21 protein-coding genes are annotated in these 20,408 nt (G+C 52.4%); 13 read left to right on the top strand and 8 right to left on the bottom strand.

Annotation, left to right across the window (positions count from 1 at the left end):
• The first annotated feature begins 166 nt into the window (after positions 1-166).
• The 5 genes from rfbF to H6G13_RS09355 all read left to right on the top strand — a co-directional run bounded on the left by rfbF (position 167) and on the right by H6G13_RS09355 (position 5,461).
• Positions 167-940 carry a glucose-1-phosphate cytidylyltransferase gene (gene rfbF / locus H6G13_RS09375; protein ID WP_190482847.1) on the top strand — a complete coding sequence of 258 codons (774 nt, stop codon included), beginning with the start codon at positions 167-169 and terminating at the stop codon, positions 938-940.
• A gap of 91 nt (positions 941-1,031) precedes the next feature.
• Positions 1,032-1,583, top strand: coding sequence for a dTDP-4-dehydrorhamnose 3,5-epimerase family protein (locus tag H6G13_RS09370; RefSeq protein WP_190482846.1), 552 nt, complete (start codon positions 1,032-1,034; stop codon positions 1,581-1,583).
• Complete coding sequence (locus H6G13_RS09365; RefSeq protein WP_190482845.1) at positions 1,580-2,890, top strand: Gfo/Idh/MocA family oxidoreductase; 1,311 nt, start codon at positions 1,580-1,582, stop codon at positions 2,888-2,890. The genes H6G13_RS09370 and H6G13_RS09365 overlap by 4 nt, the downstream gene beginning before the upstream one ends.
• A gap of 93 nt (positions 2,891-2,983) precedes the next feature.
• Positions 2,984-4,123: an NAD-dependent epimerase/dehydratase family protein gene (locus tag H6G13_RS09360; RefSeq protein WP_190482844.1), complete on the top strand. Its 1,140-nt coding sequence runs from the start codon at positions 2,984-2,986 to the stop codon at positions 4,121-4,123.
• Positions 4,124-5,461, top strand: coding sequence for a UDP-glucose/GDP-mannose dehydrogenase family protein (locus tag H6G13_RS09355; RefSeq protein WP_190482843.1), 1,338 nt, complete (start codon positions 4,124-4,126; stop codon positions 5,459-5,461).
• A 172-nt stretch (positions 5,462-5,633) separates the two neighbouring features.
• On the opposite strand, the gene H6G13_RS09350 is transcribed toward H6G13_RS09355, so the two are convergent.
• From H6G13_RS09350 to ald, 4 genes are all read right to left on the bottom strand, one after another.
• Positions 5,634-5,927, bottom strand: coding sequence for an HNH endonuclease (locus tag H6G13_RS09350; protein ID WP_190482842.1), 294 nt, complete (start codon positions 5,925-5,927; stop codon positions 5,634-5,636).
• Positions 5,928-6,016: 89 nt separating this feature from the next.
• Positions 6,017-6,475 (bottom strand): GNAT family N-acetyltransferase, encoded by a 459-nt coding sequence (locus tag H6G13_RS09345; protein WP_190482841.1) that lies wholly within the window; start codon positions 6,473-6,475, stop codon positions 6,017-6,019.
• Complete coding sequence (locus H6G13_RS09340) at positions 6,475-6,705, bottom strand: hypothetical protein (protein ID WP_190482840.1); 231 nt, start codon at positions 6,703-6,705, stop codon at positions 6,475-6,477. Before H6G13_RS09340 ends, H6G13_RS09345 begins: the two co-directional genes overlap by 1 nt.
• 143 nt (positions 6,706-6,848) lie before the next feature.
• Positions 6,849-7,928 (bottom strand): alanine dehydrogenase, encoded by a 1,080-nt coding sequence (gene ald, locus H6G13_RS09335; protein WP_190482839.1) that lies wholly within the window; start codon positions 7,926-7,928, stop codon positions 6,849-6,851.
• A gap of 152 nt (positions 7,929-8,080) precedes the next feature.
• Between ald and H6G13_RS09330 the strand changes: the two genes are divergently transcribed.
• Positions 8,081-8,251 (top strand): hypothetical protein, encoded by a 171-nt coding sequence (locus H6G13_RS09330; RefSeq protein WP_190482838.1) that lies wholly within the window; start codon positions 8,081-8,083, stop codon positions 8,249-8,251.
• A 129-nt stretch (positions 8,252-8,380) separates the two neighbouring features.
• On the opposite strand, the gene H6G13_RS09325 is transcribed toward H6G13_RS09330, so the two are convergent.
• A complete protein-coding gene (locus H6G13_RS09325) occupies positions 8,381-9,277 on the bottom strand; it encodes a hypothetical protein (RefSeq protein WP_190482837.1) in 897 nt (298 codons plus the stop codon).
• Positions 9,278-9,586: 309 nt separating this feature from the next.
• On the opposite strand from H6G13_RS09325, the gene H6G13_RS29100 reads away from it, so the two are divergent.
• The 5 genes from H6G13_RS29100 (at position 9,587) to H6G13_RS09300 (ending at position 15,594) form a co-directional block, all read left to right on the top strand.
• Complete coding sequence (locus H6G13_RS29100; protein WP_190482836.1) at positions 9,587-10,144, top strand: sugar O-acetyltransferase; 558 nt, start codon at positions 9,587-9,589, stop codon at positions 10,142-10,144.
• A gap of 184 nt (positions 10,145-10,328) precedes the next feature.
• Positions 10,329-10,961 (top strand): NAD(P)H:quinone oxidoreductase, encoded by a 633-nt coding sequence (gene wrbA, locus H6G13_RS09315; protein ID WP_190482835.1) that lies wholly within the window; start codon positions 10,329-10,331, stop codon positions 10,959-10,961.
• Positions 10,962-11,486: 525 nt separating this feature from the next.
• Positions 11,487-13,694, top strand: a complete 2,208-nt coding sequence (locus H6G13_RS09310; RefSeq protein ID WP_190482834.1) for a phosphoketolase — start codon at positions 11,487-11,489, stop codon at positions 13,692-13,694.
• A 729-nt stretch (positions 13,695-14,423) separates the two neighbouring features.
• A complete protein-coding gene (locus tag H6G13_RS09305) occupies positions 14,424-14,564 on the top strand; it encodes a hypothetical protein (RefSeq protein WP_190482833.1) in 141 nt (46 codons plus the stop codon).
• Positions 14,565-14,637: 73 nt separating this feature from the next.
• Positions 14,638-15,594 carry an RNA polymerase sigma factor, RpoD/SigA family gene (locus tag H6G13_RS09300; protein WP_277882488.1) on the top strand — a complete coding sequence of 319 codons (957 nt, stop codon included), beginning with the start codon at positions 14,638-14,640 and terminating at the stop codon, positions 15,592-15,594.
• Between the two features lie 108 nt (positions 15,595-15,702).
• On the opposite strand, the gene H6G13_RS09295 is transcribed toward H6G13_RS09300, so the two are convergent.
• Complete coding sequence (locus tag H6G13_RS09295) at positions 15,703-16,512, bottom strand: DUF475 domain-containing protein (protein ID WP_190482832.1); 810 nt, start codon at positions 16,510-16,512, stop codon at positions 15,703-15,705.
• Positions 16,513-16,662: 150 nt separating this feature from the next.
• Here H6G13_RS09295 and H6G13_RS09290 point away from each other — a divergent pair, with 150 nt between their 5' ends.
• The gene (locus H6G13_RS09290; RefSeq protein ID WP_190482831.1) at positions 16,663-17,430 is read left to right on the top strand and encodes a hypothetical protein; all 768 of its coding nucleotides are present in this window, start codon (positions 16,663-16,665) and stop codon (positions 17,428-17,430) included.
• A 20-nt stretch (positions 17,431-17,450) separates the two neighbouring features.
• Here the strand turns inward: H6G13_RS09290 and clpP are convergent, their stop codons facing one another.
• Complete coding sequence (gene clpP / locus H6G13_RS09285) at positions 17,451-18,056, bottom strand: ATP-dependent Clp endopeptidase proteolytic subunit ClpP (protein ID WP_190482963.1); 606 nt, start codon at positions 18,054-18,056, stop codon at positions 17,451-17,453.
• 83 nt (positions 18,057-18,139) lie between these two features.
• On the bottom strand, positions 18,140-18,604 hold the full coding sequence (locus tag H6G13_RS09280) for a hypothetical protein (RefSeq protein WP_190482830.1): 465 nt from the start codon (positions 18,602-18,604) through the stop codon (positions 18,140-18,142).
• Positions 18,605-19,182: 578 nt separating this feature from the next.
• Here H6G13_RS09280 and H6G13_RS09275 point away from each other — a divergent pair.
• Complete coding sequence (locus tag H6G13_RS09275) at positions 19,183-20,379, top strand: response regulator (RefSeq protein WP_190482829.1); 1,197 nt, start codon at positions 19,183-19,185, stop codon at positions 20,377-20,379.
• Positions 20,380-20,408: the final 29 nt, after the last annotated feature.

Genomic DNA, 20,408 nt, shown 5'->3' with positions numbered 1-20,408 from the left:
GCCGTCTAGTCTTTAATGTCTTGAAGTTTGAGGCCTTGCGAAATTTTTCTGGGGATAGTTTTCGAAAGCCAGTAAGTTTTATCTTGATGCAGCTACTGAGAACAATCAGCTAGAGAGCTGCGAGTTTCAACCCCAAATTTTATCCTTTCAAATTAGGGTTCCTTCTATGAAAGCAGTCATCTTGGCAGGTGGGCTGGGTACTCGTCTAAGCGAGGAAACCAGTATCAAACCTAAGCCAATGGTTGAAGTGGGTGGGCGGCCAATTCTTTGGCACATTATGAAGACCTACTCAGCCCACGGTATCAATGACTTTATTATTTGTTGCGGCTACAAAGGCTACGTCATCAAAGAATATTTTGCCAATTACTTTCTGCACATGTCAGACGTCACATTCGACATGCGCTTCAATCAAATGAATATTCACCACGGTAAAGCAGAGCCCTGGCGGGTAACTCTGGTGGACACAGGCGAGGAAACCCTCACCGGAGGTCGTCTCAAGCGGGTTCGAGAGCACATCGGTCAGGAAACCTTTTGCTTCACCTATGGCGATGGCGTCAGCAACGTCAATGTCACGGAACTGCTCGATTTCCACAAGGAAGCAGGCACCCTGGCTACCCTGACGGCAGTTCAGCCTCCTGGGCGATTTGGGGCGATTTCTTTGACAGAAGGGCAAACCAAAATTTCGACCTTCCAAGAAAAGCCTGAGGGAGACGGTGCCTGGATTAACGGTGGCTATTTTGTGCTAGAGCCCCAGGTAATCGACTTTATTGCAGGCGACGAAACCATTTGGGAACAGGAACCCCTGCGAAAGTTGGCCCAGATGGATCAGCTCTCCGCTTATCGCCACAGCGGTTTTTGGCAGCCCATGGACACGCTACGCGATAAAAACTATCTAGAAGATCTTTGGAAAAAGGGTAAAGCTCCCTGGAAAGTCTGGTAGCCCGTGGCTAGTTAGGGAATTCTTGTGTAGGTTTAGCCTCCTTTGAGGCTGTCAAATAAGGCTGTCAAAATTCTGCTAACCCTAACCCTTTATGATTTTTGAAGAAACCCATCTGAGTGGTGCCTTTGTCATCTCTTTGGAGAAGAAGGAAGATCACCGAGGCTTTTTTTCGCGCGCTTTTTGTTCTAAGGAGTTTGAGGAACATGGCTTAAAGCCTGTGGGGGTGCAGTGTAATTTGGCTGGCAATTTTGTCAAAGGCACTCTGCGGGGAATGCATTATCAGGTTCCCCCGGCTGCCGAAGCTAAATTGTTTCGCTGCATTAAAGGCGCTAACTATCATGTCATCGCTGACATGCGCCCCAACTCTCCAACGTACCTGCAGCATTTTGGCATCGAGCTATCTTCTGATAACCAAAGTGCTCTGTATATTCCAGAGATGTTTGCCCACGGCTATCAGGCGCTCACCGACGGCTCCGAAGCGTTTTACATGGTAAGCGAGTTTTATACGCCGGGCTGTGAACGAGGGCTGCGCTATGACGATCCAACCCTTAATATCAAATGGCCTTTGCCGGTGACCGAAATCTCTGAGAAAGACACTGCATGGCCCCTGCTCAACTCCGTTAAACCAGAGGTTTACCTATGATTATTGTAGATACTGCCCTGAAGGCTCGCCACGAAGCAAACAATCCGGTGCGAGTCGGCATGATTGGCGCAGGCTTTATGGGCCGTGGAGTGGTTAACCAGATTGCCAACTACATTCCAGGTATGGAACTGGTTGCGATCGCAAACCGCACCGTCTCCAACGCAATGGATGCCTACACCAAAGTGGGCGTTGAAAACGTTAAAGAGGTCAAAACGGTTGCCGAGCTAGAAGATGCCATTGCCCAAGGGCAATATGCCGTCACCGATGACCCCAGCATCCTCTGCCAGTCAGAAAGCATCGACGTTCTAATCGAAGCCACAGGGCATGTGGAGTATGGCGCTCAGGTCACGCTAGAGGCCATTAAGCACAAAAAGCACATGGTCTTGATGAATGCTGAGCTCGATGCCACCGTAGGCCCCATCCTGAAGGTATACGCTGATCAGGCCGGAGTCGTGCTGACCGGCTGCGACGGTGACCAACCCGGTGTGCAGATGAACCTTTACCGGTTTGTGCAGAGCATCGGCCTGACTCCAGTTGTGTGTGGCAATATCAAAGGTCTGCAAGATCGCTACCGCAACCCCACCACTCAAGAAAGCTTTGCCAAGCAGTGGGGCCAGACCGCTCACATGGTCACCAGCTTTGCTGACGGCACCAAAATCTCCTTTGAGCAGGCCATCGTTGCCAACGCGACTGGGATGAAGGTGGCTCAGCGGGGCATGTTGGGGTATCACTACGACGGCCACATCGACGACATGGTCGATCGCTACGATGTCGAGCAGCTCAAGTCCTTAGGCGGCATTGTGGAATACGTCGTTGGCACCAAGCCCAGCCCTGGCGTATTTGTCTACGCCACCCACGACGATCCCGTCCAGGCCCACTACCTGAACTACGGCAAACTTGGGGGAGGCCCGCTTTACAGCTTCTATGTGCCTTACCACCTCACTGTCTTTGAGGTGCCCCTCTCGGCTGCCCGCGCTGTGCTGTTCCGCGATGTCGTCATTGCCCCCCTTGGCGCACCAGTGGTAGACGTTATCACCACTGCCAAAATTAATCTCCAAGCTGGAGAGACCTTAGACGGCCTTGGGGGTTACCTGACCTACGGCATGTGCGAAAACTCAGAGCTTGTCGCCTCTGACAATCTGTTGCCGATGGGGCTGGCTGAGGGCTGCCGCCTAAAGCGGGATGTGCCCAAAGATCAGGTGCTCACCTATGACGATGTTGAACTACCCGAGGGCCGGACAGCCCATCGGCTGCGAGTAGAGCAAGACGCCTACTTTGCTACCCGCAAAGTTCCAGCCACCGTATAAACAGGTTCTCTGGGAGGAGTACAAACCTCTTCCCTAGAGTTCGCAGTCAATCTATAGCTTAATTTCAACCAGGTATAAGGAGTTATTAAAGCAATGGTTCAAGCACCCAGTTTAGTTGAGCTAAACACGGCTCAAGACGTCATTGAGGCAGATCTTAATTACATCTGCGATCATCTAAAAGAAGAGTTCGCTGCCATGTCGGGCAAGCAGCTTCTGATTACAGGCGGAGCCGGATTCTTGGGCTATTACCTGGTTCAATCAGTATTTCACTGGAATACGATTCATCCCAGTCAGCCGCCCATTCAACTGACTATCTACGAAAACTTTATTCGCGGTATTCCTGACTGGTTGACTAACCTTAAGGACAACCCCAACTTGACCCTGGTGAAGCACGATATCACCAACCCCTTACCGGCTGACATCGGCAACTTTCAATTCATCATCCACGCTGCTTCCATTGCTTCCCCAATCTTCTATCGGAAGTATCCGATCGAGACGATGGATGCCAACGTCAACGGTCTGCGGTACCTGCTAGAGTACTGCCGCCAACAAAAAGAAGCTGGTACCCCAGTAGAGGGCTTCCTCTTCTACTCCACCAGCGAGATCTATGGCGACCCCACGCCAGGTGACATCCCCACCCCCGAAACCTACCGGGGTAATGTCTCCTGCACCGGGCCTCGGGCCTGCTACGACGAGTCTAAGCGCTACGGCGAAACCCTGTGTGTCAACTTTGCTCAGCAGTACGACCTGCCGATCAAAACGGCGCGCCCCTTCAACAACTACGGCCCTGGCCTCAAAATCACCGATCGCCGGGTGCTGCCTGACTTTGTGCGGGACGTGCTCAATGGCCGCGACATTGTTATGCTCTCCGATGGCGCACCTACACGCACGTTCTGCTACATTGCAGATGCGATCGTGGGCTACTACAAAATTCTGGCCAAAGGTCGGCCCGGCGAAGCCTACAACATCGGCGTGGAAACTCCCGAAATTTCTATGGCCGAGTTGGCTGAGCGGGTGGTCACCCTGGCCAAAGAACTTTGGGGCTACGAGGGCAAGGTAGTGCGTCAGGCCAGTGCCGATAAGGACTACCTGGTGGACAACCCCAACCGCCGCTGTCCGATCATCGACAAGGCCCGTGCTGATCTGGGATATGACCCCAGCATCACCATCGATGAGGGTTTGAAGCGGTCGATGGTTTGGTACCAAGATAATCGTGAGGCGGAGGACGCATAAATGAAAGTTTCAGTCGTTGGAACAGGATACGTTGGTCTGGTATCGGGCGTTTGTCTGTCTGCCAAAGGGCACCAGGTTGTCTGCATTGACATCGATGAGAATAAAGTCAACAAGATCAACCAGGGCATTCCTCCCATCTATGAAGAGGGTCTAGAGGATCTGCTGAAGGCTAATATTGGTACTCGTCTCACGGCCAGCACCGATCTGCGCGATGCGGTGCTCAACAGCCAGATTTCTCTGATTGCGGTAGGCACTCCCTTTAAGGGCGATGAGATTGACCTCAAATACGTGAAGGAAGTTGCCCGCCAGATCGGCACCGTCTTGAAGGATAAAGATGACTATCACCTAGTGGTGGTCAAGAGCACAGTAGTGCCGGGTACCTCTGATGAAGTGGTGCTGTCTATCCTGGAAGAAGCCTCTGGCAAAAAGGCCGGAGTTGACTTTGGGGTTGGCATGAACCCTGAGTTTCTGAAGGAAGGGGAAGCCATCAAAGACTTCATGAATCCCGACCGGATTGTTCTGGGTGGGATTGACGAGAGAAGCATCGCGCTGTTGCGTGAGCTGTACGACGTCTTTGAAGGGGTCGATAAGCTTGAGACTAACTGCAAAACTGCAGAGATGATCAAGTACACAGCCAACTCCCTGCTAGCCACGATGATTTCCTTCGCCAATGAGATTGGCAACCTGAGTGCAGCAGTGGGCGGTATTGACGTAGTAGAAGTCATGCGCGGTGTGCATTTAGACAAGCGTCTGACTCCAATTCTCGACAGCGGTGAGCGTATCATTCCTTCGTTTACCACCTATATTGAAGCGGGCTGCGGTTTCGGCGGCAGCTGCTTCCCGAAGGATGTGAAGGCGCTCAACGTCTTTGGGGCTCAACAAGGCCAGTCAATGCAGCTGCTAGAGTCAGTCATTGCGGTCAATGCAGAGCAGTACAAGCAGGTGATGACTCGCCTCTATAAGCATTTCCCCAACCTGGATGCGGTTAAGGTCGCTGTCTTGGGCCTGGCCTTTAAGCCCGGTACTGACGATATGCGAGAGTCTCCCGCTATCCCTGTAGTGCAGGAACTGCTCAAGGGATCTGCCAAGGTCAAAGCCTATGACCCAGTAGCGACCCATGAGGCCCAGAAACTGTTTGAGAACGAGCCGATCCAGTACTGCGAATCTCTGGCGGAAGCCATTGAGGGAGTTGACGCCATCCTGGTGATGACTCGCTGGGCCGAGTTCAATGCACTGCCTGAAATGTTGAGCACTTTGGCCGAGCCGCCGCTGGTGGTAGACGGTCGCCGGATGCTGGACAAGTCCTCTATTGCCCGGTATGAGGGGGTTGGGCTGTAAGGTGGTCTCTGATCACTAAATGAATTAGCCCGATCTATGAGGAAGACCCGATGGTATCCATCGGGTCTTCTTTTGCACCATTTGACCTTTTCGGGTTGCACCAATTCTCTAAATAGCTGCTACTCATCCACCCATCCACTCTCCCCACCCCCATCTACTTTCTGAATTGGTATTAGCCCGTCCTGCGAAAGCTACGGACCCGCTTCTGAGGATTTTGTTTCTGTACCCAGGCAATAAACTTGGTCACTTGGGGATGATCTCGCAGCTTCTCTAGGGTATTGAGTTCTTGAGCCAGGTAACGGTTGTCGAAGAGGGTATGGATTTGCTTGTGACAGGCGGCACAGATATCAACTGTGGGGCCGGGGTCCTGTTTGCGGCGTTTGGTGTGCTGTCGGGGAATGAGGTGGTGAACGGTAAGAGAGGGAAGGGTGCGATTGCAAAGCTGGCAGTTCACACAGTCAGGCATCAGCTGAATTGAGAGCCTACCTTTTTATTGTGATCAACAGCCCCACTAGATTTCAAGGACGGTCATTGCTACAAGGCTAATTCAGTCTCTCAATCTAGAAACTTGCCAAAAATCAGTCGGTCTGACTCAACATAGTTGAGCTTGCGGTAGACCGACTGAGCACGGAGATTCTTGCGTTCAACGACCAGGTAAAGTCCAGTGAGTCCTGCCTGTCGGCAAAAAGATTCTATAAAAGCAAGCACCTGGGAGCCAAGGCCCTGCCCTCGATAAGCCTCACGCAGGTACAGTTCATCTAAGATGGCATCGCGACCACCGGACTCGATGGCGTAGCCGAAGGTGAGTACTGCATAGCCAAAGGGTTGGCCCTGTTCCAGCAGCCATATTTGGCCTAGGGACGGTTCTTGCAGCAGCCCTGTCAGGGCTGTTCGCTGGCGCGACTCCTCGAAATCGATTTGGTCGTAGGTGTAGTACTCCTGAACAAGCGTCAGGAGTACTTCTAGATCTGCAGGCGTGGCCTGTCTTAGACAGGCATCAAGGCTGAGTGCCATTACCGTAACGACTCTGCTAAAACGCCTCCGGCCAGCAGGCAGAGAATCACGATCGCAACTCGCCAGATGCCGAAGCCAACCCAGTAGGCCAACCACTCGACCAGAACCTGTCCGGCAAAAATGGTGGACAATCCGGCGAACAGGGTTAGGCCAAATAGGGTCAAGATGGCGTACAGCAGAAGGTGAGTTGCCAGTCTAAACAGAATGGACCGTTGGGGACGAGTACGCATAGACCTACCCTCCGGATTGATAAACTACATATAATACAAATACTACACGGTGAATCGCTATTCCGGAATCAGCTGGGTTAAAAAAGAGCCGCTGTAGTGCAATAGCTCTACAGTCTGGGCAAAAGGTACTCGATAGAAACTGCCTACAGATCTGGAAAGACTTCTTTAACAGCCGGATGTATCAGCTTACGCTCGGTGACGTTTAGGCCTTCCGCTAAAGACGCATCGCTGTCTAGTGCTTTTAATCCCTCGTTGGCAAGCTTGATGACGTAGGGCAACGTGCTGTTGTTTAGCGCCTGAGTAGCGGTCCAGGGAACAGCCCCCGGCATATTAGGCACGCCGTAATGCAACACACCTGCCTCAACATAAGTGGGTTCGCTGTGGGAAGTGGGGCGCAGAGTTTCGATACAGCCGCCCTGATCGACGGCGACATCAACAATAACTGAGCCGGGGCGCATCTGGGCTACCAGATCGCGCGAGACGAGAATCGGTGGGCGACGACCGGGTACTAGCACGGCCCCAATTACCAAGTCGGCGGTGGGTACAGCGCTTTGAATTTCGGGTGCGCTGCTGTAGAGCAACTCTACCCGAGAGCCAAACAGGGTTTCTAAATAACCTAGCCGCTCTACGTTGACATCAAAAATTTGCACGCGTGCGCCTAGGCCTACAGCCATTCTGGCGGCTTCGGTGCCGACGACTCCGCCGCCCAAAATAACGACATTGCCAGGGCGAACGCCGGGGACGCCGCCGAGCAAAACGCCCCGCCCGCCTCGTTGGCGCTCTAAGTATTGAGCCCCGAACTGAACTGAGAGCCGTCCGGCAATGATGCTCATGGGGGTGAGCAGCGGGCGCTGGTGATTGACTTCAACGGTTTCGTATGCGATCGCATGCGCCCCACTCTTGATCAAACTCTCTGTGAGGGTGCGGTTGGCAGCCAGGTGCAGATAGGTGAAGAGAAGCTGTCCTGGCTGTATTAGCGAGTATTCGGCGGGCAGAGGCTCTTTGACTTTGACTACCAATGCCTGATTCCAGGCATCTTCAGCCGAGTCAGTGAGGGTTGCTCCGGCGGCCTGGTAATCTGCATCAGTGAACCCCGCCCCCGAGCCGGCTTCTGTCTGCACGACTACTCGGTGCCCTCGATCGCTGAGAACTTTGACGCTGCTAGGGCTGAGACCGACTCGAAATTCCTGATCCTTAATTTCTTTAGGAACGCCAATATTCATGGATTTCTCCTGTACTATCCCTAGCTTATCGAGGTTTCTTCAAGCAGATTGGCGGTATTGCAGACCAAGGCTGATCGGCAAATCGGTATTGACGATTGGGAAGCGGATTATGAGAATAGAACTGTAAGTAACGCAAAGTTAAGTAACGAACAATGGCTAACCTAAACCCTACCGTCACTCCTAATATTCAGCGGCCCAAGGCAGGGTTTAATGACTATGCTGAGCGCCTCAACGGTCGCGCTGCGATGGTGGGTTTCGTGCTGGTGGTGTTGATTGAGCTAGTGACCGGCAAAGGCGTTTTGACCTGGCTGGGGCTAGGTTAGGCGTCGCTCGGATCGTTTCGACAGGTCTATCAGGTTAGACCTGTCCGTGAAGGGGCAATAACTTGAGGCGTTCCGGATTCTTACAGCAACTTTGGCGCGATCGCTTAGATACTGGGCAGGCTGACTACCCTACTTTTGGGTGATAAAGGCACGGCACTTAACTACGGGTGAATGAGTCTCTCCCTGAAGCGGACAGGTGCTTTGCTGGCAACGGCTGCAGTCTGCTGTTTCCGGTATTCGCAGTCTGTCTTGAGCTGTGAACAGGCTCACGTTTTGGCGGATGAGGCCTTCGGCTTCTAGCTCTGAAATCTGCTCTGTAATCAGAATGACTTGTGGGGTACCAAATGCCTGACGAGTGACGTTGATCCGCTCTAAGACTGCGAAAAACCCCTCTGACGGCTGGCGGATCACGACCGGGACGTGAACCAGGTGCCCTTTGAATTCGGGGGGGCGCTCTTGGGCGTAAAAGTCTTTGTACTGAAGTGTGAGGGTGCCGTCGCCAAAGTGGCGCACCCGCATCAGCCGCTGAAAGGGAATGGTCAAACTGCCCTCAAAGTCAGCCATGAACCACCAGGACTTGTGCCAGGCCTGACTGGGCAAGTGCAAGATTTGAGAAATTTGCTTGGCATCAAACCCGGCATGGGAGAGCAGTGCGATCGCATCAGAGAGCGCAATATTTTGGGCTAAGGTCACCAGCTCAGACTGACAGTTTGTTAAGTGCTGATAGTTAGGGTGCTCAGCTAGTCGAGGCAGGGCTAGATCGGGCCGCGAACCAGCCAGCACACACCGGATCTGCTCAAAGCGAATTAAACCATCTACGCAGCGGCTGTTGGCACCCGGCACCGGAATGCCAACCTCGGCCCGCACCTGATCGATTTCATGGGGTCGGGCGATGGCTGGCAGACTATCGGTGAGGAGCGATCGCAAGCTGCCCTCATCGGCCAGCGCCAGCGCTAGCTGAATTTGCTCCTGAAGCGAGGCGGCAGGTGCCGTGCGTCGTGACCGGGCGAGGGGAGATTTAACCATGTTTAAAAATGAAACACCTGCCGAGAGTGACCGGTTGGCAATTCCCGGCAGGATGGGCCATGTACAACGACGAGCCTATTTCCTTGGTTGTATCAGAGCCAGTCAGGCTTGGGGGGCAACAGCAAGAAACTTTGCACAGGTTTGAAGACCGCAACGTAAGGACTGGATTTTGTTACAGGAAGAAAAAGCGAGCAGCGGCAGGAACTTGCTTTGATCGCCTCCTTGATGGCCTAACTTTGATCCTGAGAATTTAGCTTCCCCAGCACGGCTGACTACAATTCAGGAGTAAATAGGCTTAGGGCAGCCAAAATGGCCGATACTGAACGCGACAAAATGCTGAGAGGCGATCTCTACCTCGGCGGAGACCTGGAACTGGTAGTGGGCCGAAACCGGGCCAGACGACTCTGGCAGCAGTACAACGCCACCGACCCCGAAGCGAAAAGCCAACGCACTGAACTTCTCACAACCCTGTTGGGCAGCCTCGGCACCGATGTTTTGGTAGAGCCGCCCTTCTACTGCGACTACGGCACCCAAATCACTCTAGAAGATGGGGTTTACATCAATATGAACAACGTTTTTCTCGACTGTGCCTCTATTCACATTGGCGCACAAACCTATTTGGCGACTAATGTGCAGCTTTTAACCGCCACCCATCCCCTCAATGCAGCGGAACGGACAGCTGGCCCCGAGTCGGCTCGGCCTATTACCATCGGCTCTCGCTGCTGGCTAGGCGGCGGTGTGATTGTCTGCCCCGGTGTAACCATCGGCGAAGACACCACCATTGGTGCAGGCAGCGTAGTTGTGAAGGACATTCCGGCAGGGGTGTTAGCGGTGGGGAATCCGTGTCGGGTGGTGCGGGAGGTTTAAGCGAGTAGAGGGTGGGGGAAGAGGGTGTAAGGCGTAAGGTACAAGGTATAAGGGGAAATCGTTGCCGTGTACCCTAAACCCTTTACCCTATACCCTCTCTCCTATCCTCTACCCACAGAAAGAGGGGCAAAGTGATTACGGCTTTTATCCTAAATACGAAGAAAAACGCCAAAATGGAGCTAAAATGGCTGAGAATTCTGTAAAAATCCTGATCGTTTACTACACCTTGTACGGCCACACTCTGCAATTAGCTCGTGCAGTTGAAGAGGGCGCAAAGGGGGTTCCCGGTGTAGAGACGATGCTCCGTCGAGTTGAGGAATTTGACATTGTTAAGGAGAAGGCGATTCAAGGGAATCCGGCAGTGGAGCAGCTCTGGCAGGAGCAGCAGCAGATTCCGGTGTGTTCGCTGGATGATTTGAGAGCGGCTCATGGTGCTATTTTTGGTTCGCCTACTCGCTTTGGCAACATGGCGGCGCAGATGAAGCAGCTATTTGATACGATGTCGGGCCTGTGGTTAAACGGTGAGATGGAAGGCAAGCCCGGTGGAGTTTTTACCTCGACGGCTAGCACCCACGGCGGGCAGGAAACGACGCTGATTACGATGATGCATCCGCTGTTGCACCTAGGGATGATTGTCATGGGCGTGCCTTACTCGGTAGAAGGCATGATTCACACTGAGGGTCGGGGCGGTACGCCTTATGGGCCTTCAACTACGGCTGGGGGACAGGGGGAATTGCAGCCCACGCCGGAGGATCTTGCGATCGCACGCGCCCTAGGTAAACGAGTCGCTGAAGTGGCAACTAAGCTGCAGGCCTAAATGCGTCTGTTCGCATAGACAAGGCTTTGAATTACCGCTGTATGAACAGGTGGTGCCAAAACTGCTAAGTTCTTAGCCTATGCTGCGTTGAGAGCCTGGTGGGATAGGGCTCAGGCATTGCCTGTGTTGAAGGTATGTGGGTAGCCTTAGCCCTACCAAGAGGCTTCAGAACTGAAGGTACCGATGGAGGGTGCGAGCACCCTCCATTGCCGTAGGAAGCTTTATATCTCTGGTTAACATCAGGTACAGCTATCGTTGGATAAATTGATAAAAATCAATGAGCTAGGCTCTCAGTATTTAACTGAGTCAAGTTTGCTGGTATGGTGTTTACTGAAAGAGTAAATTTGATCGTTTTATAACAGGGCCAAGAACATTAGCCAGGCCTGCAAAGGTCACAAGTCCCGGCCATTCGGCAGCTTCAAGCCCGAGTGCCGATTTTCATGGCTAGAGCGTTTCTCCTTCTTGGGTCGGATAAGTACTACTCTTTTCATAATCTTTTGCTGGCGCTCGTTAGGTATCTGAAGCATGACGGCTGTAACCACTAAATCCGCAACTCCCGCTTTCTGCGATGGTATTCAGCACTTTGGCGAAGCAATGCCAGAGTTTGACACCTATGGACAGGCTCCGGCCATTGCCGAGGGAGCAAATGCGATCGCATCTCCCAGCGACCCTGCGGCGGTCTACCAAACCCTGCTAGCTGCCGATGCTCTGCGCTACCTCACCCTGCAAGTGACCGCCAGCAAAGAGTCGGGCCACCCTGGCGGGTTTGCCAGCGTAGCCGAGGGCATTGCCTCCCTGGTCATGCTGGGTTACAAGAACATCACCACCGAAGTCGGCCACCACGCCCCCGGCTTTTACAGCAACGTCTTTCTCGATCGATCCCTAGAAGTGATGGGGATTGAGACGGTGCAGCAGCTTTGCGATCGCTTTCGCGAAACCCATGGCCTGCTAGGCCACCTCTCAGGCCAGATGCCTGGACTGCTTAGCCCTGCTGGTCCTTTGGGCCAGGGTCAGCACTTTGCCATGGCAGGAGCCAAGCTCCACCCCGGCACCCTTTTTCCTGTCACCATCGGCGACGGTGGCTTGGGCGAACCCTACATCATGAGCAGCTTCGGCCACTTCAATACTGCCTACCCCAACGCCACTAATTTCCTGCCCATCCTGGTCTGGAACGGCTACTCTCAAGAGCACCACAGTATGGTCTCCACCAAGACCAATGAAGAGATGGTCGCCTACTGGCGTGGCAACGGCTTCAAAGAAGTGATTTTGGTGAATGCCAAAGACTACGACGATGCCAACCAGCCCGGTGACTACGTTGACAGCACTGCGTTCTCTTTGAAGCAACGCCTAGCCTTTACCCAAGCCGTACTAGAAGCCACCGACAGAGCTGCAAAATCTGCCCTAGGCGGCACTCTTACCGCCCTGATTATCAAGCAGCTCAAAGGGGCAGGCGTGCACAAGCGCGGTGCTCAGTCTCACAACCTTTACCCTGGCGACTCCCTCACCCGTGATTATATTGTCAATGCCCTGAGTGCTCGGGCATTGTCCCCTGCCGCCTGGAATCTGGTGCGAACCAACTATGAGCGCTCAGCTGGAGGCCCTGCCGCTCAAACCGCCGTTACCGAATCGGTGCTGCCCCTAGCTGATCTAGGCCAATTGCCCCTAGAAGAGTTCGCTGTAGATGGGGAGAAAAAAGTCGCAACCACAGCCATGGGCGTGCTGGTGGGAGATGTGGGCCAAAAAGACCCGCAGTTCGTTGTGACCAATGCTGACGGCAACGCTGCCTCTGGCATCAACAACATCAACCAGGCGCTTAAAATCATTCACCCCACCCCTGACGACACTTACTACCAGGGGCCTAGCGGTCAAGTCTATGAACCGCTAAGTGAAGATGCGTGCGCCGGATTGGCTGCAGCCCAGGCGCTCTTTGGGGCCCGTACCCTCTGGTGCTCCTACGAATCGTTTGCAGTCAATGGCCTACCGATCTGGCAAACCGTTACCCAGGCAATGGCCGAGCTGCGCCGCCCTACGCCCTCAACCATCACCCTGTTTACTGCCGGAGCCCTAGAGCAGGGTCGCAACGGCTGGACTCACCAGCGACCGGAAATCGAAAACTACTTTGCGGCCATGATGCGCAATGGCAACGTATTTCCTCTTTTCCCAACCGATGCCAATAGCATTCAGGTCTGTTATGAATGGGCACTGGGCACCCGCAATAAGGGCGTTACCATTACGGCCAGTAAGTCGGCCCTGCCTGTCTACACAACCTTTGATCAGACTCGACAGGCGCTCCAGGAAGGCGGTGTCGTCGTTCAGTCTACCTCTGGGGCCAAAACCGTTGTGTTTGCCGTAATTGGGGACATGACGCTGATTCCGGTGCTTGAGGCCGCTAAGCAACTGGCTACCGCAGGCATTGGCAGTCGCATTGTTTCAATTGTTAGCCCCCGTCGCCTCTATCGCCCCACTGATACTGCCTGGGATACCTGCTCTGAAGCTGATGGGGATTTCCTAGACGATGCTGGGTTTGAGCGGCTGTTTGGCGGGGACGCTTTAATCGGCGTAACTGGCGGCACCTCAGCGATGCTGGAACCTGTAATGCTGCGCAGCACCCTGCCTCGCGACGTGTTTGCCTGGAAGCGGGGAGAAACGGCAGCAACCGCAGCCCAAGTCATGGCCTTTAATGGCATTACAGCTGAGAACTTTGTGGCACGGGCCAAGGGGTTGCTGGGCTAGGTGGCGATGACGGCCTAATCTAGCCAACTCCGGTAGTGACATGGCGGGATTTAGTGACAGGATTCGTCTCGCTTCTAAATCCCATCTTCGAATATTCTGGATGTTAGCGCGGCAGGCCATACCTGCCGCGCTAAAGCTGTTTGATGAAATGCAGAAAAATTCGCCGCGAAACCAGTTTTTCCTATTAACGCTGCAACTGCTGCATACATATAGACCCCTAAGCTTCTACAGGGTGATCTATAGCCTGACTTTGGGCAATGGTATAAATCAGCAGCTCGATGTATAGTTCTAATGTACTGAATTTGTTATGGTAGGCATCGGTGTTGACAGATGCTTCCGTGGTTATTCACTAAGCTCTAGAGATTTACCTGAAGGGCTGCCTCTTTCTATAGGAGGAGGGACAGAAACGATCAGAAACTGAGCCCCTTCCTATCGCTCCATCAAACGGAGGATTTTGGGCAGCGGATCCTAAAAGAATTAGCCGCAGAATCTCAGATTAATGGATTTCTGACGCTTTGTTTCTTAATGTTTCCCGCAAATTTTAATCTTTTCTTCTGGTTTTAGCGATTTTTTGTTGCCCCCGATGCAACACCCAACCCTTTGCTAGCCTATTCTTACAGCTACTTAACTGCTCTGCCTAAAGGAGTAGGTATTTTTGTTCATTCCCCGTTTCATTCATAAATGTTACACTTGTTTACATAGATTGCAACAAATGAATAAGACAGCATCATGGAAACTCTGTTAGAAACCCTGATTGGATTGGCAATTTTAGTTGGCTTAGGCGCGATCGCCCGTGAAGCTGAGCAGTCTGCTGAGTCAGAGCCTGTCTTAGTTCCTATTCCTGTGAAAGAGCGCCGCAGGTTGCGGTAGTTCTATTCAAGCTTTTTAAGCTGCGTGTCTTCGTCCGTAGGGAATTGCTGTTGCCAACTTAGGTGGACTGGTTATGAGAACTGCACAAAATTCGACGGATCTAGTCCGTACCTACTTGAAAGAGATTGGGCGGGTTCCACTGTTGACCCATGAAGAGGAAATCTTGTACGGCAAGCAGGTGCAGCAGCTTGTCGCTCTCGAGTCGCAGCGGGAAGCCCTCAAAGAGCAGCTAGACCGGGAGCCGACCCCGGTAGAGTGGGCAGAAGCTGCCCAGATAAGGGAGGCCGAACTCAACCGCGTGCTTCAGGCCGGTCAGGTAGCCAAACGAAAGATGGTAGAGGCTAACCTGCGGTTGGTTGTTTCTGTGGCTAAGAAATATATCAAGCGCAACGTTGACCTGCTGGACTTGATTCAAGAGGGCACAATTGGGATGCAGCGGGGCGTTGAAAAGTTCGACCCGACTAAGGGCTACCGCTTTTCAACTTATGCTTATTGGTGGATTCGCCAGGCAATTACGCGTGCGATCGCAGAAAAGAGCCGCACGATTCGCCTGCCCATCCACATTACCGAAAAGCTCAACAAGCTGAAGAAAGCCCAACGCCAGCTAGCGCAGGAGTTTGGTCGAGCAGCGACCATTGCCGAACTAGCAGAAGAAGTAGAGCTCACTCCCAAGCAGGTACGCGATTTTCTAGAGAAATCACGGACACCGCTCTCTCTCGATCTCAAGGTCGGAGATAACCAGGACACTGAATTGGGCGAGCTGCTGGAAGACATGGGCCAATCGCCGGAAGAGTTTGCAACTCAAACCTCTCTGCGCCAAGACCTTGAAGCTCTAATGGCTGAATTGACACCTCAGCAGCGAGAAGTCATCTCAATGCGCTTTGGTCTAGCAGACGGACAGATGATGACTCTGGCAAAAATTGGTGACCATCTCCACATCAGCCGCGAGCGAGTCCGCCAGATTGAGCGCGAGGCTCTGCTTAAGCTAAGAAAGCGCCAGGCCGTTATTCGGGAGTATCTAGCTAGCTAGGCAAAGCATTTGTTTCGTAGGTGTGAAGCACTGCAGCCATCGTTTTAGCGAGTTTGCTGGAACGATGGCTGCAGTGCTTCACCTTTAGAGTAAGTAGAGTAGAGCCTCTCAGGGCTGCTCTACAAATTCCACATCAGACTGAGATGCTTCTTCAGCATCTTTTTCTGCGTTGTCAATATCGTGAGCACCCCGCTCAGCTTCACCCTCTGGTAAAGAGGCTGCAGCACCATCAGCGGTAGTTACCTCAATGCGCTTGGAGAAGCCCCAAGTAAACAGGACGGCGATAAAGGAAATCATGATCCACTCGGGCGGCACCCAGTCTGGATTCACAACCCGCAGCAGCAGGCGAACGCCAACGAAGGCCACGGTAGCAAAGCCTGCATCCTCCAGGTGCTCATATTCATCCAGCCAGCGGATGAAGAGACCGGCCATAAAGCGCAGGGTGATAATGCCAATCATGCCACCCAGGAGCACCACGAAAATATCGCGAGATAGGGCAATGGCCGTTGTGACGCTATCCAGGGAAAAGGCCAGATCTGTCAGAGCAATGGTGGGAATGGCTTGCCAGACCGTAGTAAATCGAGGACCGTGATGAGAGCTTTCAGCGTCTGTGCTGTCGGTCATGAAATGTTGATAGACCAGCCACAGCAGATAAGCCGCTCCCATTACCTCAAACTGCCAATACTGTAAAACCCATTTGGCGGTTAAAATCAAACCTACTCGCAGCAGAAAGGCAACGACCAAGCCCAGATTTAGGGCATTGCGCTGTAGCTTTTCTGATTCTAGGCCCTGGGCAATGGCAGCCAGTGCGATCGCATTATCTGCTGATAAAATCGCTTCCAGTGCGATCAGCACCGGTAGCAGCAGCAGGGTATCTACCCCAATGTTGTTGGAAAGTTCGAGCAGTCTATCCAGCATTCAGTTGGGTCCTACAGTCTCTAACGGCTAAATATCTTAAAGGGTTATTCAAACCGATGCCATGAACCAGGTATGAATCAGCATCGCGATTGCCCCGTGTCCTTAGAATAGATCGGATAGTCTCTAGCCCGCAGAAGGTCAAAACGGCCCGTGCCCATTCCCCAACTTGACGAGTTTCGCCGCCAATACCCAACCGCCTGCCTGAGAACGGATCTGCTAGCGATCCATGACAATCAGTATGTTGTCAGAGCCCAGGTTTGGGTTGAGGGAGCACTGCTAGCCAGCGCAATGGCCGCCGACCCTGTCCTAGAAACCGCAGAAGACAGGGCCTGCCTACGGACCTTACAGTGCCTGAGTTTGCCGAATTCAAGCCCAGAAGCAGACTCTGTCGAACTCAGCCTTGAACCAGCTGTTTCTAGTTCAGCTACTCCCTTCCCAGCGCCTGGGCTCATCGAGGCTAACGGGGGAACTGAGCTACAGCCGCCATGGACAGCCCCAACCCCAACCCTGACCCCAGATCCGGTCGAAGTGCCCCCATTGCCCTTGCCAGAAAAAGCTGCTCTCCCTCTGTTGTCGATGACAGAAACAGCACCTTGGGCAAGTAGTTCCGCTCCAACTTCAGAGCTTGAGCCAGAACCCCTCACTCAGCCTAAACCCGCCCCGCCCCCACCGCCAGATAGGCCGACCCCAAATGAACCTACCGCAGGACAGCATATAGGTACTGCTAGTCCGGTTGATCTTTCAGATATCATCGCTCAAACAGATGTAGAACTGCGGCGATTAGGGTGGACTGTAGGGCAGGGGCGTGAATTTTTAGAAAGGACCTACGGGAAGCGGTCGCGCCACGATCTCACTGATCAGGAACTGCTAGAATTTCTGCTGTTCCTAGAGACTCAACCGTCTCCCATAGAACGCTAATCTGCGGGACAAGCCCGTACCTAGCCTATGGGCAGAGGGCGGCTACCCACCGACTGCCGATCAATCACCTGATCCACCAGGCCATACTCCATCGCCTCTTGGGGAGACAGGAAGAAGTCCCGTTCGGTGTCATAGGCAATCTTCTCCAAAGGCTGCCCGGTATTAGCAGCTAGAGCCTCGTTGAGCCTTTGCTTCAGGTACAAAATTTCCTTGGCCTGAATTTCGATGTCAGTGGCCTGTCCCTGAGCACCGCCAAGGGGTTGGTGGATCATAATCCGCGAGTTGGGCAGGCTCATACGCTTACCCTTTTTGCCAGCTGTCAGCAGAAAAGCCCCCATACTGGCCGCAAGACCCACACAGATAGTGGAGACATCAGGACGGATATGGTTCATGGTGTCGTAAATACCCAAACCAGCTGTCACCGAGCCCCCAGGGGAGTTGATATAGAGATAGATATCTTTCTCAGGATCTTCAGCTTCCAGAAAGAGCATTTGAGCAACGATCAGGTTGGCCGAATCGGAGGTTACTTCCTGGCCCAGGAAAATGATGCGCTCCCGCAGTAGGCGAGAGTAGATGTCAAAGGCACGTTCGCCACGGCCAGACTGTTCAATAACGGTTGGGATCATGGAGCTGATATCCATCGCACTATTTACTCTGATTTTACCGACTCATTTGGGCACATCGGTGGGCGGAAAACCGTCTTGGCTCTTTAATCACTGCCAAAGGGCTTAATCCAGTGATTTTGCAAAGCCAGGTCCAACAAAATTCCGGCAGTAGCAAACAGCAGCAGACTTTCGGTCAGGGCTGCTAAAAAGGGCCACCCCCGCTGGGCTAGAGCTGAGCCAATATCTACCTGAGCTAACCCCCTGACCAGCACAAAGGCCAGCACCACCCCCAATTTAAGCTGGGGGTTTGAATCTCGGCGGACGGCATACCGGTAGGTCAAACCAAAGAGGCTGCCGGAAAAAGCTGAGATGGCAACCCCGACCCAAAATCCCCAACCACTTAATCCAGCTGCAGTGGTCGAAGCAAAGGCGGCAGCCCAACCTAAGCTCTGGGTCCGGTGAGCGACTAGCAGTAGGGCCGCTACAACTCCGGCATTAAAGCCCGTGAGTACTGCTGCCTTTAGCGATTCCAAACGTTCTGCTGGGCTGAATGAACTTTCCGCTGCCATTTACCGACTCCTTGCAACACATCCCCTGAGGGGTCTGACCCCTCAGTTAGTCAGTTCTGAAAAGCTAAAATTGCCGAAATTACAAAACCTGAAAAGAAAGCAAAAACAAACATTCTCTTGATATTGCTTTACTGAAAATAAATTCCCTTCAAAGTTTAAGGGTGTTTCCTTGGTGAAACAGGCTGTAGCTGAGAGTATTACAGTAATTAATAAATCAATCAGCTCTGGCCAACGAATAAGCACCTCTACCGTTTATTGCCCTATCTTTTAACCAAAATCAAGCTGCTCCTACCAAGTCGTACGTTCATTGGAGTCAGTTGGCTTGCTCTAACTAGAAGACACTGCTATCGCCGATAGAGTTCTTTTAGATACCTTTTTTGCTGCTGCCTTAATTGACGGCCGTAACATTAGCGGTGGCTCAGCAGATTGAGTTTCGATATTCGAGGTAGGCATTTCCCTTCCGATTCCTCACAATTCTGCTGAGGCTCTCGCTCTACAAATAGATTGGCTTAGGACAGATATTCCTCTACCTAAAAATCATTTGGTTGTTTCGAGACTCTTGACTGCAATGCATAGACATGAAATTAGACAACACTCAAACCTATCACCATCTCAAAAGTCTCTCAAGAACTAACCGCCTACAGCTATTGAAGGTTCTCAGTCGGCTGCGTTTTAGTGGTCAACTCATCTGGTCGTCACCTAGAGGCCAGCAGTGGGTGTTTTTGCTTAGCTCTGGTGACATCTTATATGCAGCGGGAGGTTTACATCCTCGGCGACGGCGCTACCGCTATCTTCAGCCTCAATACGCGCCTTTATGCCATGAGTTGAATGTATTGACGGCTGATACTGCAGAGACGCCAGAGCTGATTTATGCGGCACTACAGGAATATAGTCTGCTGTCTAGCTGGGTAGAGCAGGAAAGATTTGCTGCAGCGGACCATGCCAAGTTTATACGCCAAATTATCAGTGAAATTCTATTTGACGTAGTTCAAGTAGACACCGTTAGGCATGAGCTTTACAAAACAGAAGATCCTTCGCTTGAAAATACTAGGTTTGCTATTCCTGAAGAGACGGTAGTTGAGACTGTTAAAACTCTCTGGCAAGACTGGTCCGGCTCAGGTCTGGAGAGCTATTCTCCCTCCTTCGCACCTATTATTGTCAACCCCGAAGCGATGCAAGCGGCTGTATCACCCCAAGCATATCGAGGGCTAACTGTGTTGCTAGATGGGAAACAGAGCCTGCGTGACCTTGCAACTAAGACAAAACGAGAGATTTTACAGTTTACCCAGGCGCTAAAACCCTATCTAGAAGCGGGCTGGCTAGAGCTGATTAAGATTCCTGACCATCCTTCTGTTCCAGGCGGGACAGAAGTGAAGCGTAATCCCTCCAGCAAATCTGCCCCGCTAATTGCCTGTATTGATGACAGTCCTATGATTTGTCAGTCTGTAGGGCAGGTGATTAAATCTGCAGGCTATGAATTTATTTCTATTACGGAGGCGACTAGAGCAATCAAAATGTTGTTAATCAAGAGGCCCAGCCTGATCTTTCTTGACCTGGTAATGCCCGATACTAATGGCTATGAAATCTGTAGTCAGTTGAGAAAGATCTCTTTATTTAAGGAAACGCCGATCATTATCTTGAGTGGCAACGATGGCCTGGTCGATCAAGTGCGGGCTCGCCTATTGGGGGCAACAGATTTTCTCAGTAAGCCAATGGAGCCTGTTGTTATTCTAAGCGTTATTCAAAAGTATCTGGGGCAGATAGCGATGGTGTAGCGCTACAAAATGCTCAGCTAGCCGTTGTC

Source organism: Pseudanabaena sp. FACHB-2040 (genome assembly GCF_014696715.1).
Lineage (GTDB): Bacteria > Cyanobacteriota > Cyanobacteriia > Phormidesmidales > Phormidesmidaceae > JACVSF01.
This window is presented reverse-complemented; position numbering and strand designations above follow the sequence as displayed.

What these genes read in the sequence shown, in the direction of transcription:
- H6G13_RS09325 (WP_190482837.1), bottom strand. Translation starts at nt 9,277, where the DNA reads ATGGTTAAATCTCCCCTCGCCCGGTCACGACGCACGGCACCTGCCGCC.
- clpP (WP_190482963.1), bottom strand. Translation starts at nt 18,056, where the DNA reads ATGATCCCAACCGTTATTGAACAGTCTGGCCGTGGCGAACGTGCCTTT.
- H6G13_RS09280 (WP_190482830.1), bottom strand. Translation starts at nt 18,604, where the DNA reads ATGGCAGCGGAAAGTTCATTCAGCCCAGCAGAACGTTTGGAATCGCTA.
- H6G13_RS09350 (WP_190482842.1), bottom strand. Translation starts at nt 5,927, where the DNA reads ATGCCTGACTGTGTGAACTGCCAGCTTTGCAATCGCACCCTTCCCTCT.
- ald (WP_190482839.1), bottom strand. Translation starts at nt 7,928, where the DNA reads ATGAATATTGGCGTTCCTAAAGAAATTAAGGATCAGGAATTTCGAGTC.
- H6G13_RS09330 (WP_190482838.1), top strand. Translation starts at nt 8,081, where the DNA reads ATGGCTAACCTAAACCCTACCGTCACTCCTAATATTCAGCGGCCCAAG.
- H6G13_RS09300 (WP_277882488.1), top strand. Translation starts at nt 14,638, where the DNA reads ATGAGAACTGCACAAAATTCGACGGATCTAGTCCGTACCTACTTGAAA.
- rfbF (WP_190482847.1), top strand. Translation starts at nt 167, where the DNA reads ATGAAAGCAGTCATCTTGGCAGGTGGGCTGGGTACTCGTCTAAGCGAG.
- H6G13_RS09310 (WP_190482834.1), top strand. Translation starts at nt 11,487, where the DNA reads ATGACGGCTGTAACCACTAAATCCGCAACTCCCGCTTTCTGCGATGGT.
- H6G13_RS09355 (WP_190482843.1), top strand. Translation starts at nt 4,124, where the DNA reads ATGAAAGTTTCAGTCGTTGGAACAGGATACGTTGGTCTGGTATCGGGC.
- H6G13_RS09305 (WP_190482833.1), top strand. Translation starts at nt 14,424, where the DNA reads ATGGAAACTCTGTTAGAAACCCTGATTGGATTGGCAATTTTAGTTGGC.
- H6G13_RS09370 (WP_190482846.1), top strand. Translation starts at nt 1,032, where the DNA reads ATGATTTTTGAAGAAACCCATCTGAGTGGTGCCTTTGTCATCTCTTTG.
- H6G13_RS09275 (WP_190482829.1), top strand. Translation starts at nt 19,183, where the DNA reads ATGAAATTAGACAACACTCAAACCTATCACCATCTCAAAAGTCTCTCA.
- H6G13_RS09345 (WP_190482841.1), bottom strand. Translation starts at nt 6,475, where the DNA reads ATGGCACTCAGCCTTGATGCCTGTCTAAGACAGGCCACGCCTGCAGAT.
- H6G13_RS09365 (WP_190482845.1), top strand. Translation starts at nt 1,580, where the DNA reads ATGATTATTGTAGATACTGCCCTGAAGGCTCGCCACGAAGCAAACAAT.
- H6G13_RS09360 (WP_190482844.1), top strand. Translation starts at nt 2,984, where the DNA reads ATGGTTCAAGCACCCAGTTTAGTTGAGCTAAACACGGCTCAAGACGTC.
- wrbA (WP_190482835.1), top strand. Translation starts at nt 10,329, where the DNA reads ATGGCTGAGAATTCTGTAAAAATCCTGATCGTTTACTACACCTTGTAC.
- H6G13_RS29100 (WP_190482836.1), top strand. Translation starts at nt 9,587, where the DNA reads ATGGCCGATACTGAACGCGACAAAATGCTGAGAGGCGATCTCTACCTC.
- H6G13_RS09340 (WP_190482840.1), bottom strand. Translation starts at nt 6,705, where the DNA reads ATGCGTACTCGTCCCCAACGGTCCATTCTGTTTAGACTGGCAACTCAC.
- H6G13_RS09295 (WP_190482832.1), bottom strand. Translation starts at nt 16,512, where the DNA reads ATGCTGGATAGACTGCTCGAACTTTCCAACAACATTGGGGTAGATACC.